This is a genomic window from Pseudoalteromonas sp. NZS71 (genome assembly GCF_015864715.1).
Lineage (GTDB): Bacteria > Pseudomonadota > Gammaproteobacteria > Enterobacterales > Alteromonadaceae > Pseudoalteromonas > Pseudoalteromonas arctica.
This window is the reverse complement of the sequence record NZ_JADYWS010000016.1, coordinates 102,130-116,580: the sequence shown is the minus strand read 5'-3', so window position 1 is coordinate 116,580 and position 14,451 is coordinate 102,130. Positions and strand designations below refer to the sequence as shown.

Sequence of the window (14,451 nt, the reverse complement as noted above, 5' to 3'; positions counted from 1 at the left end):
AATCTGTACGAGTGCCCACACAGATGATTGCTTTATATTGTTAAAGAACGTTTTGAGTCGCTTTAGCGTCTCAAGGGGTGCGAATAATACACCCTTTATTTTTCGAGTCAACACTTAGTTTTAAACTTTCTTTTTAGAAGATTCAAAACTCAAGTTTTATTTAACTCTCGAGTAGTTGCTGCCTCGCTATGCTTCGGCGTTTCCCGTCTCAGTGGGGTCGCATTATAGGGAGATTCGAGCGGGGGTCAATGTTTTATTTCAGCTTTTTGACAATTAAATGAATTTAGTATGAAAGCTATACAAATAAAGGGCTGCAGAGCTTTTTCTGCCTATTAAACAACCAACATATGAGCAGTTAAACTATCTGCATAGATAAAACTACAATATTAGGTGCTGTTAGGCTAAGCCAACTACATTTTTTAGTTGGCGTTTAATAAAGTATTACGTATGCCGTTAATTAAAAACTATAATTAAAGCCTGCGTAATAGCGTCGTCCTGAATAGCTTGAATTAAGTAACCGTGCATCTGTATCATCACCTAAACGCGTTACCGATTCCGACTTAGTTAAATTAATAACAGCAGCTGTTAAGCTTAGCCCTTCATACAAATTAACCGATGCATTAACATCAACCTGTTCGTATGGATCTTGATATACATTTAACCCACTATTAATGCCTAATACTGTCTCCCCTCGTTTGTTATATGAAGCGCGCACATTAAAAGCGTCACCTTCATAATAAACAGAGGTGTTGTACTGATACTTTGCACTGCCTATTAATGCCGATTGACCAAACTCTTTATCATTTACTGTTACATCTGCTTTATTGGTTTTGTTATAGGTGTAGTTTGCATAAAAACCAAAGCCATTATCAAACGCATGCTGGATAAATACTTCCGCGCCTTTAGATACTGCATCGGTACCATTACCTACAGTACTGTACGGAGCTATATTAATGGTTCCTGCATCTACTATATTATTTTTACCGGCAAAGTTTTGATCTACATCAATTATCAGTGGCACAACAAAGTTATCTACTTTCTTATGAAAAAGTGCCAATCCAACCGCAGAACCCTTTGCATAATAATACTCAATAGATAAATCAGCTTGCACCGATTCAAATGGCTTCAAGTTTTTATTACCACCACTACCGCTAAAACCTGGCTGTTCATTAAATGCAGCTCTATCATTTGCCCATTCATCCGATACGAGCGTAATACGCTGCTGCGCACCTAAATCGCTGTAATCAGGACGAGACATTACTTTTGCTATTGCCGCCCGAATAACTAAATCGTCAGTTGCATCCCACGCTATATTAAAGCTTGGTAGTATTTGAGTGTCTTCGTTTTCTTGAGTGACTAATTGATAGTCTTCTACAAAGCGTGCGTCACCAGTTACTGGCTCGCCTGTTTCGTCATTTGTGTGATCTAATTGGTAGGTATATAAGTCAGTAGATGAAGTAAGTGTTTTTGTTTGCACAACACGCACGCCCAAATTACCTCTTACTTCACTAAACTCAAAATCACCTTGAATATAAAAAGCAGATATTTTCTCTTCAATGTCGTAAACAAAGTTATCTTCAATACGTGTATAAGGTACATAGCTAGCAGTGACCATATCGCGATATTTATCCCAGTCGATACTTGGCATTTGGTTTATACCAAAACCACCAACAATATTACTCTCACTAGTAAATACATTTTGAGCTAATGGCATTCCACCATTCCATTGGTAGCTGTCGAAACGCGTAATACCTTGCTCGCTTGCTTCGCCCGCAGTAATATCAAAATTAGGATCTAAAAAGAAGGTATTGCCAGTTTCACGATGAAGCGTGGAGTTACGATATTTGACACCGGTTCTAATTGTTTTTAAAAAGCCCCAATCAACATAAAAATCCACATCAGCTTGGTAATAATCTTCTTCTAACTCACTGCGTACAAAACTTGAGTTTGAAGAGCCCGCATCACGACCGCCTCCAATTCCACTTTGCAAGTTAGCTAGTGTATTAGGGTCAATATTAAGTGATACATTATTTTGGTTGAGTGACCAGCCTGCCATTTGAGCAGCATTTTGAATAGCAGTGGCGTTTTCGCCCGCGTTTGAACTTTTATATGCAGCTTCCCAGCTTTCTTCCGGCCCCCCTTCTGATTTTGTATTACCCACAACAAAACGCGCTTTAAAATTATCGCCTTCATAAGTTAAATTAAAATCAAAGGTATCGGAGGTGGATTCTTCACGTACATAACTGCCGCGCATCCACGGAAACTGCATATCACTTTCAATACCGCTTGCCATCGCATCGTATTGCATACCTGTAACAATACTTCCCGACTCATCAAGATTTACATCAGTTAAAAAATCAGAATTTAAAGACCACTCAGGTATATCAATCACAGATTCAGTTCTGTCTTGGCCGAGTGTAAAGCCAAAGTAATTAAATCCAAGCTCTAAACGATTTGTTGGTCGCCACTGTGTACTAACTTGAATTCCTTCGCGCTCACGTTTTTCGTTAAGAACTGAACCTCGCACAACTTGTGGAAACCAAACTCCATCGTAACTGTTGCCGTTTGCATCATTAATAGTATCCCAACCATTATTGTTATTAACTGCGTTACCGTTTATATCTGTAGGTTGTCCACCGCCAGTGTAGCGCCATACATTTGCATCAGTTCCGCCCGAAAGTGTCCTGTTTATTCGTTCCTGATACGTATAGCCAACTAATACACCAAAGTTTTCGTTGTCGTTTTTCCATGAATATAAACCCGTAAACTGTGGTTCATACTCTTTTGTAACATCAGCGTAAGTACTCTCTACATTAAATACACCCGAGTTTACATCCATACTCAAAGGTTTTCGGCTATGCATTAATACAGTACCACCAACCCCTCCTTCATCTAAGCGTGCCTCTGGCGATTTATAAACCTCTACACTTTCAATCATCGAAGACGGTAACAAAGCATAATCAAACGAACGGGAAGGTTCACCCGGAGAAGACGCAATAAAATTACCATTAAGCTGTGTAAAAGTTAGCGCCGACGACAAACCACGAATACTGACTGATGAACCTTCTCCGCCGTCACGCTCAATTACCACACCAGGTACACGCTGAAGAGAGTCGGCAACGTTTTTATCAGGGAATTTTCCAATATCTTCAGCGGTAATTGCATCAACCACAGAGCCTGACATACGTTTTACATCTAAGTTTTCGGCCATGCTTGAACGGATACCACGTACTTCTATTACTTCCATATCTTTTGTGTGCTGCGAGTTTTTGTTTTCTTGCGCTGCAAAAGCATACGTAGAACCCAAAGCAGAAAAAATTGATACATAAAGTGACGACTTACAAAACGTTGAAAAAGGGAAAGGGTATATGCTTGCTAATATCATGTGAGAGGCTGTTCCATTTAAATCTGCTCATAAAACTAAAGCGAGAAGTTAGTCCTTTTACGCAAATTATTCACGTAATGGCAAAAATTGCTCCCAATTCTACACAGCCAAACTTAACCGTTTGTTAACCAACAATATTAAATTAAATAAACGTCTCTTTTAACTGTATTTATACCTATTAAATGAAAGTTAAAACCCAGCCCACACATCAAATCCGCTCTCAATTAACAAACTAAGAGCGGCTTTGTGGTATTTAATAGCTTAATGAAATAATTACAGTGCAAAAATCATCATAAAGTGTATACAAAAAAACGAAGGGGATAATTAGATGAGGTAGTCAGCAGTTTATACTTTAAAAAGCAAAACTGCCGGATGATATTTGAAAGAAGCAACAATTGCTAAATAGCGCTTGGTTAATCAAGCGTAGTAATAACCTCTGAAAGCTCGAGTAATGTCGGCTTTCCACCATAATAATTGGTATCTATGTGATAGCTATTACCCACCCAGAAAGGTGCTTTAGTTGAGTTATGTCCATGTATTGAAAAGTCGACTCCATGACTTTTAACTACCTTATTTTGTTTAACCACTTCGCGATCCCACAATAAAGATTGCACAATCACCGATTTATCATCAGGGTAATTTTCCCAATCCCACGATTGTGCAAATGTATGAGACAACCCAACTTTATAACCGCGATATTCAAGTACTATTGAAAGAGGTTTAGTTAGTAACTCATCGCACATAACATTGAGCTTTTCACTCGATACCGACTTGTGCCAATTGCCACCATTGTCAGTCCATAATTTAAAAGCCGCTTTATCATTACTTAATAATGATTCCAACATTAAATGCTCATGATTACCTAATATCATACATGCCCTAATGGCTTGTAAGTGTGTAAATAAGTCATATGTTTTATCCCCGCGATCAACAAAGTCGCCTAGGCAAAACAAAGTATCTCTTTCAGGGTTAAAATTTACGTTATTAAGTGCGTTTTTTAAGGCAGGTAAATCACCATCAAGATCGCCAATTACAAATACTCGGCACTCATCATTAATAAATATTGCTTGTTTTGAAGATACAGCCTGAATAGCGTTAATACCTATATGCAAAATAGACTCCTATAGAATGCAATCTAAAACTTAGATTAATACTTGAGTTTATAAAGCCTTAAGGTAACACAATATAATTGATAATTAATGAAGGTAATAAAATTTGATTGAAACTAAAAATGCATGACGGCGGACTTTAGCTACAAGCTAAATAAGTAATGTAGATAGTTTTTAGCCGATAGTAAAAAGCGGCTTAGCAAAATACCTGAACAAGTTATAAGTTCGTTAGCAGCACAAACTTATCAGCCAGCTCACCTAAACTTTCACGCTTATTAGGATCGGGCTTTATACAGTCAATAGGGCAAACACTTACACAAGTAGGTTTATCATAATGCCCTACACACTCAGTACATTTACTAGCATCTATTTGGTATATTTTAGCGCCCATATAAATAGCCTCATTAGGGCACTCTGGGTCACACATATCGCAGTTAATGCATTTACTATTTATGAGTAGAGCCACTTTTTAGCCTTTCCAATTAAAGTCCTATAAAACAAAAAATGAAAAAATAGAGCATTTACTGCTTTATTTTAAATTATATGATTAACAGCGTTAAATTATGCATTTTATTGACTTTTTCTTTGTTGATCTTTATCAATAAAAACTTCTGGCTTCTCTAATGAAATTTTAAAGCGTCGCTGTTAATATTGTCTACATCCTAAACAATAAAGTAGTTCTGATGGCAGCTAATTATTCTCTCGATGATTTACGTTACTTTTGCACCATAGTAAAACTAGGTAGCTTTAAAAAAGCATCAATAAGCCTTGATATGTCACTATCAACTTTGAGCCGTAGAATACGTTTATTAGAGCAAGCTCTGCAATTAACGTTACTAAATCGAGATGCCCATCGAGTTACACTTACGCATACTGGCGAGTTATATTACGATCGCTATCGTAAACTGTTCGATGAAGTAGAGTGTATAGAGCAAGCACTTTGTGATGAGAAAGACCAACCTAAAGGGAAAATTAGGATCTGTGCACCCATTTACATGGGTAAACATTTTTTAAGTGCTATTTTTTGTGATTTTTTACTGCAGTATCCCGATATTCAACTAGATTTACGCTTTTCAAATAACCTTATTGATATTGAAAAAGAAGGGATTGATATAGCGTTTAGAGTAAGAAATCCTGCCATTGATAATTGGGTTATTAGGGAGCTTAAGCTTACTCATAATGTATTGTGTGCTCATCCTGACTATGATTATCAATCCATCACTCATCCTGAGCAATTAGAAGAGCAACCAAAAATTACGTGCGTTGGGTTGGTACCGTGGCAATTAAAAAATCAGCACACGAACGAGGAATATAGCTTCAACCCAAACACACATGTTCGATTAGAAGTTGATGAAATTCAAATGATGAAACAAGCAGTTGAGTCTGGTGTGGGTATTAGCTACATCCCTGATTATATAGCATTACCACTTATTAAAGCCGGAAAGCTTAAACACATTCTTCCTGATTGGCAAAGCAAAGGGCAGCCATTTTCTATGCTTTATCGCGACAGAAAACAAATCCCTTATCGAGTGCGATTACTTATAGAGCATACACTGCAACACTTCACTAAAATGTAGCAGTGTAGGCTTTTCACAGCAAAGTAATTAAGCTAATTCATCTTTTAAAAACTAAGCCTTAGTACGATTACACCTAAAAATGCCGTTGTTAATCCTATAACTTCTTGGCGTGTAAAAGACTCTTTTAGAATGATGCGTGAATACAACAAAATAATTAAAATATTCATACCTGAAATCGCTGAAACTAGCCCTGTATTACCAATAGCAAAAGCCGATATTATTGCAACCATGCCAGCTACATTTGTTAAACCAATAAGTAACCCGCACGAAAATGTTTTACCGGCAGACCAATACGCTTGAGAAGAGCCTTGCTCTGCTAGCATTTTTTTACGCTTTACTAACCAACTAACGGCAAAAAGAAAGCTACCAAAACCAAACATAGACGTTAAAGTTGCAAACGTATCAGCCTCAAGAAGCGTTGATTGCTTCCCCATTAAATCATTAAATGCAAAAGACAGTGCCGCGAGTAATCCCCATTGCGCGCCTTGTAAATTACTTAATGAGATATCGCTGGAGTAGCGAATAATATAAAGGCCGCCAAAAATAATAAAAAAGCCGATTAATTGAATAACAGTTAAGGTTTCTTGCCATAATAAAAAGGCAAATAAAAGTACAAATAAAGGCGTTAACCCCGACAGGATGCTAATTAAAGACGCTTTCCCAACCGAAAACCCTTTGTGCAAAAACCCATTAGCCGCAAAAGATCCAAAACCTAAAGCGAGCCCAACCGTAATATCAGCCCAGCCGTACCATGTGTGCTCAAACACCACAGTACCTAGCGCACTAATTATAAATCCCACAAAAAAAACACCGAATAATAATAGATTACGATTAATCTTTTTTTGTGACGTCCATTGGTACATTATTCCTCGCGCACCAAAAAAAACAGTGGCGAGTAATGCAAAAATTATCCACATATAAGTGAGACCCTTTATAATTTACTTTGATAAACCCGAATAAAAAGTGGTTATTTAACATTGTTGAATGCAATGACTATTACATAAAGGTTCAACAGTAAAGCACCTAGCCACTACAAGAGCGTTACCCGATACCTAGCTTCTACTCTATAAAATAAGCAGCTTAGGCTTCACATAATAAAATACTAGCCACACAATTACACTTTAATAAACAACAACACCAGTATATTTAATCTATAAATATTATAAACAGGCATAAGTGGCACTATAGATCCCATAAATAGCATTTAACTATTTAGTCGCTTAGCTTCAATCACATAGTGAGCAACTAACACACAGAGATAACAACAATTTAGTGAAAAAAACGAATTTATAAAAACATAAAAAACAGTTTTAAACTGTCATTTTATCGACAATATATTTTTAACCTAAAACTCAATTGACTTTATTTTTAAACTCAATATGATTGATTTAAACAAAGAGGATAATATGTTTACTTTAATCACATACCTGCTAAAAACAAATACCACCTTCGGAATTTAAGCCGAGTGTAACCCTTACACTCGGCAGTTACACTGTACCTTTATATATTTAAATTCGATTTAGTTTTTGTGGGGATTAGTCCGTGCTTTCTTTTCTGTTCGAGCGTAAAAAATCTTTCCTGTCTAAAAATAACTTCACAGACGCAGCGGTACTATTACAACCGCTGAAGCTTGCGTATTTACTACAAGAAGTCGAGTATTCACAGCGGCCTTGGTCAAAATTCAATCCGCATGTACAAATTAATAGCACGGTGGTTATTAAAAATATAACCACCGGTTTTAAGCGCCGCATAACTTTAGTGCCTCCAAGCCAACGAAGGCACTTTATTAGTGACGTATCATTTCACTCTCCTCTTGGGGTCGCTCTTTTAGGGCATAAAATAAATCATATTATTGAATATAAAGAAGCTGGGGAATCCCACCTTTGGGAAATAATAGCCATTAATATTAAGGAGGAAATATAGAGTAAATTATTTCAATTTTTATTTATTAATTTTATATATTTAATTGGAGTTATTTGTAATGAGTAAAGAAAAACCTAAAAAACATGCAAGCAAAACATTAAAACAAAAACGTAAAGAGCGAAGAGATAAGCTAAAGCAACTTGAAAAATAATTAATATTATTTTAAATAAAGTCGCAAACTCGGGGTTTTTATAACCCCGAGTTTTTTGAAAAAACTATATTCAGCTGTAGCTAAACAGCTTGTTTAAATGGATTACGAGTATCTTGTTGTTCCTCAAGATTACGCATTAAAATAGCGTGCGCTAAGTTGATGCCTTCATTTAGCGGTATTTTTACAATGTGACCAGAGCCTTTAGCATCGCTAATAGTTTCCCCCTTTTTGTTTTCCATATATTCAAGCTTAAAAGTAATGTTACCTTGTGGTGTCATAAGCTCTAAGGAGTGACCTGTACAAAATTTATTTTTAACGTCTATTTCAACTAATCCATTTTCGCAGCGCTCAAGTACTTCTCCCACAAATTGCTGCTTAGTTGATACCGAATGACCGTATTCATAATTTTGATAATCTTGATGGGCATGGCGTTTTAAAAAGCCTTCGGTATAACCACGATGTGCTAGATTTTCGAGTGTTTTAAATAAGTTAGTATCAAATGGTTTACCCGAAGCTGCGTCGTCTATTGCTTTGCGATAAACTTGTGCTGTGCGCGCTACATAATAAAATGACTTAGTACGCCCTTCTATTTTTAAACTATGTACACCCATTTTTGTTAACTGCTCTACGTATTGCACAGCGCGTAAATCTTTTGAGTTCATAATATAGGTGCCGTGCTCATCCTCGAATGCAGGCATGTACTCACCAGGGCGGCCTTGTTCCTCTAGCATAAATACATCGTTACTTGGCGCGCCTTCACCCAGTGTAGGAATCACCTGTTTGGGGTCAATTTTATGCACCATTTCGCCGGTTTCGTTCTCAACACCAGGTTTTACATCGTAATCCCAACGACATGCATTAGTACACGTGCCTTGATTTGGATCGCGCTTATTTATGTAACCAGAGAGCAAACAACGCCCCGAATACGCCATACACAGTGCGCCATGTACAAATACTTCAAGTTCGGTGTCTGGGCAGAGTGTGCGTATTTCGGTTATTTCTTCGAGCGACAGCTCCCGCGATAAAATAACGCGTTCAATTCCCTGCTTTGCCCAAAATTGCACGCTTGCGTAGTTAACTGCATTTGCCTGCACTGATAGATGAACCGGCATAGTCGGCCACTTTTCACGAACCAGCATAATTAAACCAGGGTCTGACATAATTAGCGCATCGGGTTTCATCGCAATAACCGGTTCTATATCACGTAAATACGATTTAACTTTGGCATTATGCGGCGCAATATTAGACACCACATAAAACTTTTTATTTTGCGCATGCGCCTCACTAATGCCTACTTTCAGAGTGTCTAGGTCAAACTCATTATTACGCACACGCAAACTATAACGAGGCTGCCCCGCATAAACCGCATCTGCGCCATAAGCAAACGCGTAGCGCATGTTTTTTAAACTGCCTGCGGGGCATAATAATTCAGGAATAAAAGGCATTGAAGAAATAACGGGTGACATGTGCGCTCCATACATCAAACTGGGTTTAAGCCAGTTGCATAAGTAGTTAACCTAAACTCTGAAAAATAAATCTATCCCAAGCAGAATTCAGATTAGTCATTAACAAATAAGTAAACAGAAGCGCGGCAGTATAAATGCGGTCAATAATTTGCGTTTGATCGAGATCACAAAACGGCAACCAAACTGGTTTTTAATAAAATTAGGATTTTTCACTTAAAACGCGTATAATTCGCGCCCGTTAATATTCACACTTTTACTTAAAATTATTGGAGCATAAAGATGGCTTTAGAACGTACTTTTTCAATCGTAAAACCTGATGCAGTTGCTAAAAACCACATTGGCGCTATCTACAACCGTTTCGAATCTGCTGGCCTTAAAATCGTTGCAGCTAAAATGGTTCACCTTTCACAAGAGAAAGCTGAAGGTTTCTACGCTGAACATAGCGAACGTCCTTTCTTCGGTGCTTTAGTATCTTTCATGACATCTGGTCCAGTAATGGTTACAGTTCTTGAAGGCGAAAACGCTGTTCTTAAAAACCGTGAAATCATGGGTGCTACTAACCCTGCTGAAGCACTAGCTGGTACTTTACGTGCAGACTACGCTGATAGCATCGACGAAAATGCTGTTCACGGTTCTGACGCTGTTGAATCTGCTGCTCGCGAAATCGCGTACTTCTTCGCTGACGAAGAGCTTTGTTCACGTACTCGTTAATTCGAATTCGTTAACATATTGAAAAGGGCTTTCGGGCCCTTTTTTAGTCATTACGTAAAGTATTAATCAGAAACTCATGATGTTTTACTTAATGATTAAAGTGAGTGAATTGTGTACAATTCGTCCTCGTAAATTTTATCTCCACCGTCACCGATTGAGGTTGTTTCATGACCGAGCAAAAAAAGATTAACTTATTAGATTTAAACCGAGAAGCAATGCGCGAGCTATTTGCATCGTTCGGTGAAAAGCCGTTTCGTAGTGACCAGGTGATGAAATGGATTTATCATTTTGGCGTAGATAACTTCGACGATATGAGCAACGTAAACAAAAAGCTTAAAGAAAAACTTAAAGCTGAGTGCGAAATTGTAGCGCCAGAAATCACTGTGCGCCAACAAGCAAGCGACGGTACTATTAAGTACGCACTTATTCTGGAAGGCGGCCAAGAAGTAGAAGCCGTTTGGATCCCTGAAAAAGAGCGCGCTACGTTATGTGTATCATCACAAGTGGGTTGTGCTCTTGAGTGTACTTTTTGTTCTACCGCTCAACAAGGCTTTAACCGTAACTTAAAAGTATCTGAAATTATTGGTCAAGTTTGGCGTGTAGCTAAAGATATAGGCCTTGATGGTCATAGCGAAAAGCGCCCAGTAACTAACGTTGTAATGATGGGTATGGGCGAGCCTTTACTTAATCTTAAAAACGTAGTGCCAGCAATGGAACTAATGATGGACGATTGGGGCTTTGGTTTATCTAAGCGCCGCGTAACATTAAGTACTTCAGGCGTTGTACCTGCACTTGATTTACTAAAAGAGAAAATTGACGTAGCACTGGCTATTTCACTTCACGCACCCGATAACGCACTGCGTGACATTTTAGTGCCAGTTAATAAAAAGTACCCTATTGAAGAATTTTTAGCCTCGTGTCGTCGTTATATCGATGGCTCAAAAGCAAATAAAGATGTAACGGTTGAATACGTGATGCTTAACGGTATTAACGACAGCACCGATCAGGCGCATGCATTAGTGCAAACGTTAAAAGGCACACCTTGTAAGGTCAACCTTATTCCGTTTAACCCGTTCCCGGGTAATGAATACACGCGCTCAAGCAATAGCCGTATTGACCGTTTTTCAAAAGTATTACAAGCAGCAGGCGTTACCTGTATTGTGCGTCGTACTCGCGGTGACGATATTGACGCTGCTTGCGGACAGTTAGTAGGTGATGTAGTTGACCGTACTAAACGTTTAGCTAAAAAGAAAATGCGTGACGATAACGCAATTAGCGTTAATATCCACCAAGCATAATCTGTAACCACCCTATGTGAATTAGTCATGTAGGGTGGTTAAGTTGTTTATTTTTAAATAAATGATGCAACAACAAAGGTTTTAGGTAAGATAGGCGCCATGGACTAAAAATAAAGAGATAAGGTAATGCGATCTATACTTGCTATAACACTATCAACACTTGCCTTAAGTGGCTGTGTTAGCGAAAGTAGTTATAACGGCAGTAATAAGCCCGTCGTCGAAAATAAAATTAATAATACTGGCGCAGCACGAACACGAATTGCTTTAGCCTTACAGTATTTAAAAACGGGTAATAACTCTCAAGCCAAATACAATTTAGAACGTGCAGCTGCATTTGCTCCTGACCTGCCTGAAGTACATTACTCTCTTGCTTATTACTATCAACAAGTAGGCGAGAACCCGCTAGCTGATAAAGCATACCAAAAAGCACTCGAAATAAAGCCTGACGACCCTAATACGCTTAATAACTACGGCGTGTTTTTATGTGGCATTGATGAATACGATCGTGCAACTGATCAATTTTTAAAAGCCATTGAAGTACCAAGTTATATTCGCGTTGCCGAAAGTTACGAAAATTTAGCCTTGTGTGCTATTGAATTTGATGATTTCGAAAATGCAGAAAGTTATTTTCAACAGGCACTTAATCACAGCTCTCAGCGTACATCTACGTTAATTAGTTTAGCAGCGCTGTATTACGCAAAAAGTGACTTATACAAAGCCAGTGAACTTTTAAAACGCTACGAAAGCACAGGTCGAGTATCTTCTCGCGCATTAATGCTTAGCTACCTTGTAAAAAACAGAATGGGCAGAATAGAAGAGGCTGAAAAAATTTCCAGCACTATTTTACAAACTTACTCTAGCAGTAACGAAGCCTATGCATTAAAAGAGAAAAGAACACGTTTTAATGAGTTTGAAATACTGCGAGAAAAATACCGCAAAGCGCAGTTAAAAGAACTAAAAAACGACGAAAGCGGCGCGCACGTTAGTTCAAAACCAAAAATAAAAGTAATCAGAAAGAAACGTTCACCACAAGACGGTTTAACAAGCTTGGTAACAAACGACGAGCAAAAAACAGATAAAAAGATCGCAATAGCAAATAACCAAGATGTAAATCCAGTTATAGTAAGAGAAAAGCAAGCTAAGGCGGTACAAAACACGGTCAGTAAGCAAGCCGACGAAGCAACCGTAATAGCAAAACAAGTAACAACCCAAAAAGAAGAAGCTCCTAAAGTCGTCGCACCAAGCAACCCTACCGATACATCGGCTGTTATGCTTGCACTTACTACTGAGCACGACTCTGCAGATTCCGTAGTAGCTGCACCTAAAAAAGCTAAGTCCGTTTACGAACCTCAAAAAGAAGTTATAGCAACAAAACAACCAGCTAAAGCCGATGACGAGGTAACAATAATTTCGTTTGGCGCACCTAAAACAGGCCAGTTTAATTCGCAGCAAACTAGTAACTATAGTAATTCAGTTCCTGCAGTTACCGCTCAAAAAAATAGTAGTGACGTGGTATTCTACGAAGCGACTAAAAATACAACTGTATTTGAAAATAGCAGCTATCAAAATGATGCCGATATTGAATTTAAAAGTTACGAAGCAGTACAAAAAACAGAGATCCCAATGCTTAACCCTAAAGTATCGCCTTTACGCGTGCCATTTCACGTAATTGCTGTTGGCGAAAACCTATTTAGCATTTCGGTGCGATACAATGTTAAACTACAAAAGCTCCTGCAATGGAATGGTCTAAAAGAGTCGGATCGGGTAATGAATGGAAGTAAAATATACCTAAACGATCCAAATATTTATTACGAAATTAAAGCTGGTGATTCCCTTTACGATATAGCTACCCAGCGGCATGTATTAATTGATGAATTAATGCGATGGAATAAATTAAGTCCTGATATAGCACTAAAACCAGGGCACAAACTTTTACTAGTGGATCCAGACTCATACACATTATGAATGAAGAAAATACGCAAACACAGAGCGAACAGCCAACTGTAGGCCAGATATTAAAAAATCACAGAGAACAAGCGAACGTTAGCATAGCGACTATTGCTGCACCGTTAAAGCTGTCTGAACTTCAAATTAAGCGCCTTGAAAATGATGAATTTACATTACTCGGCCCTATTACTTTTGTTAAAGGCTATATAAAAAACTATTGCCGTGAATTAAAAGTAGATAGCGCACCTATATTAGCAATGATGCCAGCCCCACCGGAGCCGGCTAAACCCGCTAATATGCAGAGTTTTTCACGCCGTACAGAAAAAGAAGCAAACGACAGCCGTTTAATGTTTTTTAGCTATTTAATTTTAGCGATTGTTATTGGCTCATCTGCTTTATGGTTTTGGCAAAACGCGACACCTATTGAAGAGCAAACGAGTAACATAAACGTTGCCAACTCAAAAATGAGCGAGCGCCAAGCCGCTCAACCCAGTATTTCAGAGCAACAGCAACAAGCCGAAATTGACGATGAATCATTATTAGAATCACAAAGCACGTCTAGTGAAACATCAACAAGCCCAGAAATAGTTAAAGAAACGGCTCCTATTGCTTCTAACAATGCAAGCCAAGAAGATGCTAGCAGCACAATTGTCATGAACTTTAATGGCGAAAGTTGGGTTGAAATTTACGACGGCGAAGGCGAAAAAATAGCATTCGGCGTTAAAAAAGCAGGCTATATTATGACCGTAAGCGGTACGCCTCCTTTTTCAGTTGTGCTTGGTAAGCATGACGCTGTAGACATTACTTTAAACGGTGAACCTGTAGATGTTTCTGCATTTCCTCAAAACCGTTTAGCCAAATTTACATTACCACTAGCAGAGTAG

The 14,451-nt window shown here is 38.2% G+C and carries 11 protein-coding genes; 6 read left to right on the top strand and 5 right to left on the bottom strand.

Features of this window, described 5'->3' with window-relative positions; translation table 11 throughout:
* Nucleotides 1-457: 457 nt before the first annotated feature.
* The 3 genes from I6E85_RS12230 to I6E85_RS12220 all read right to left on the bottom strand — a co-directional run bounded on the left by I6E85_RS12230 (nt 458) and on the right by I6E85_RS12220 (nt 4,960).
* The gene (locus I6E85_RS12230) at nt 458-3,385 is read right to left on the bottom strand and encodes a TonB-dependent receptor (RefSeq protein WP_197236973.1); all 2,928 of its coding nucleotides are present in this window, start codon (nt 3,383-3,385) and stop codon (nt 458-460) included.
* Nucleotides 3,386-3,798: 413 nt separating this feature from the next.
* Nucleotides 3,799-4,497, bottom strand: a complete 699-nt coding sequence (locus I6E85_RS12225) for a metallophosphoesterase (RefSeq protein ID WP_024591187.1) — start codon at nt 4,495-4,497, stop codon at nt 3,799-3,801.
* A 214-nt stretch (nt 4,498-4,711) separates the two neighbouring features.
* Nucleotides 4,712-4,960 carry a YfhL family 4Fe-4S dicluster ferredoxin gene (locus I6E85_RS12220; protein ID WP_024591186.1) on the bottom strand — a complete coding sequence of 83 codons (249 nt, stop codon included), beginning with the start codon at nt 4,958-4,960 and terminating at the stop codon, nt 4,712-4,714.
* A gap of 217 nt (nt 4,961-5,177) precedes the next feature.
* On the opposite strand from I6E85_RS12220, the gene I6E85_RS12215 reads away from it, so the two are divergent.
* Nucleotides 5,178-6,071: a LysR family transcriptional regulator gene (locus tag I6E85_RS12215; protein WP_024591185.1), complete on the top strand. Its 894-nt coding sequence runs from the start codon at nt 5,178-5,180 to the stop codon at nt 6,069-6,071.
* A 44-nt stretch (nt 6,072-6,115) separates the two neighbouring features.
* Here the strand turns inward: I6E85_RS12215 and I6E85_RS12210 are convergent, their stop codons facing one another.
* Nucleotides 6,116-6,988 (bottom strand): DMT family transporter, encoded by an 873-nt coding sequence (locus I6E85_RS12210; protein ID WP_024591184.1) that lies wholly within the window; start codon nt 6,986-6,988, stop codon nt 6,116-6,118.
* A 625-nt stretch (nt 6,989-7,613) separates the two neighbouring features.
* Here I6E85_RS12210 and I6E85_RS12205 point away from each other — a divergent pair.
* A complete protein-coding gene (locus I6E85_RS12205; RefSeq protein ID WP_101163344.1) occupies nt 7,614-7,994 on the top strand; it encodes a GreA/GreB family elongation factor in 381 nt (126 codons plus the stop codon).
* Between the two features lie 231 nt (nt 7,995-8,225).
* Here I6E85_RS12205 and yegQ read toward each other — a convergent pair whose 3' ends face one another.
* Entirely contained in the window at nt 8,226-9,611 is a 1,386-nt protein-coding gene (gene yegQ, locus I6E85_RS12200; protein ID WP_024591182.1) for a tRNA 5-hydroxyuridine modification protein YegQ, read from the bottom strand.
* Between the two features lie 279 nt (nt 9,612-9,890).
* On the opposite strand from yegQ, the gene ndk reads away from it, so the two are divergent.
* From ndk to I6E85_RS12180, 4 genes are all read left to right on the top strand, one after another.
* Nucleotides 9,891-10,322 (top strand): nucleoside-diphosphate kinase, encoded by a 432-nt coding sequence (ndk, locus tag I6E85_RS12195; RefSeq protein ID WP_007377442.1) that lies wholly within the window; start codon nt 9,891-9,893, stop codon nt 10,320-10,322.
* 167 nt (nt 10,323-10,489) lie between these two features.
* Nucleotides 10,490-11,620, top strand: coding sequence for a bifunctional tRNA (adenosine(37)-C2)-methyltransferase TrmG/ribosomal RNA large subunit methyltransferase RlmN (locus I6E85_RS12190; RefSeq protein ID WP_007583420.1), 1,131 nt, complete (start codon nt 10,490-10,492; stop codon nt 11,618-11,620).
* Nucleotides 11,621-11,746: 126 nt separating this feature from the next.
* A complete protein-coding gene (gene pilW, locus I6E85_RS12185) occupies nt 11,747-13,585 on the top strand; it encodes a type IV pilus biogenesis/stability protein PilW (protein ID WP_024591181.1) in 1,839 nt (612 codons plus the stop codon).
* A complete protein-coding gene (locus I6E85_RS12180) occupies nt 13,582-14,451 on the top strand; it encodes a RodZ domain-containing protein (protein WP_024591180.1) in 870 nt (289 codons plus the stop codon). Before pilW ends, I6E85_RS12180 begins: the two co-directional genes overlap by 4 nt.

Bases quoted from the DNA above. Each gene is read 5' to 3' on its own strand.
- I6E85_RS12190 (WP_007583420.1), top strand. From the start codon at position 10,490: ATGACCGAGCAAAAAAAGATTAACTTATTAGATTTAAACCGAGAAGCA.
- pilW (WP_024591181.1), top strand. From the start codon at position 11,747: ATGCGATCTATACTTGCTATAACACTATCAACACTTGCCTTAAGTGGC.
- yegQ (WP_024591182.1), bottom strand. From the start codon at position 9,611: ATGTCACCCGTTATTTCTTCAATGCCTTTTATTCCTGAATTATTATGC.
- I6E85_RS12215 (WP_024591185.1), top strand. From the start codon at position 5,178: ATGGCAGCTAATTATTCTCTCGATGATTTACGTTACTTTTGCACCATA.
- I6E85_RS12210 (WP_024591184.1), bottom strand. From the start codon at position 6,988: ATGTGGATAATTTTTGCATTACTCGCCACTGTTTTTTTTGGTGCGCGA.
- ndk (WP_007377442.1), top strand. From the start codon at position 9,891: ATGGCTTTAGAACGTACTTTTTCAATCGTAAAACCTGATGCAGTTGCT.
- I6E85_RS12180 (WP_024591180.1), top strand. From the start codon at position 13,582: ATGAATGAAGAAAATACGCAAACACAGAGCGAACAGCCAACTGTAGGC.
- I6E85_RS12230 (WP_197236973.1), bottom strand. From the start codon at position 3,385: ATGATATTAGCAAGCATATACCCTTTCCCTTTTTCAACGTTTTGTAAG.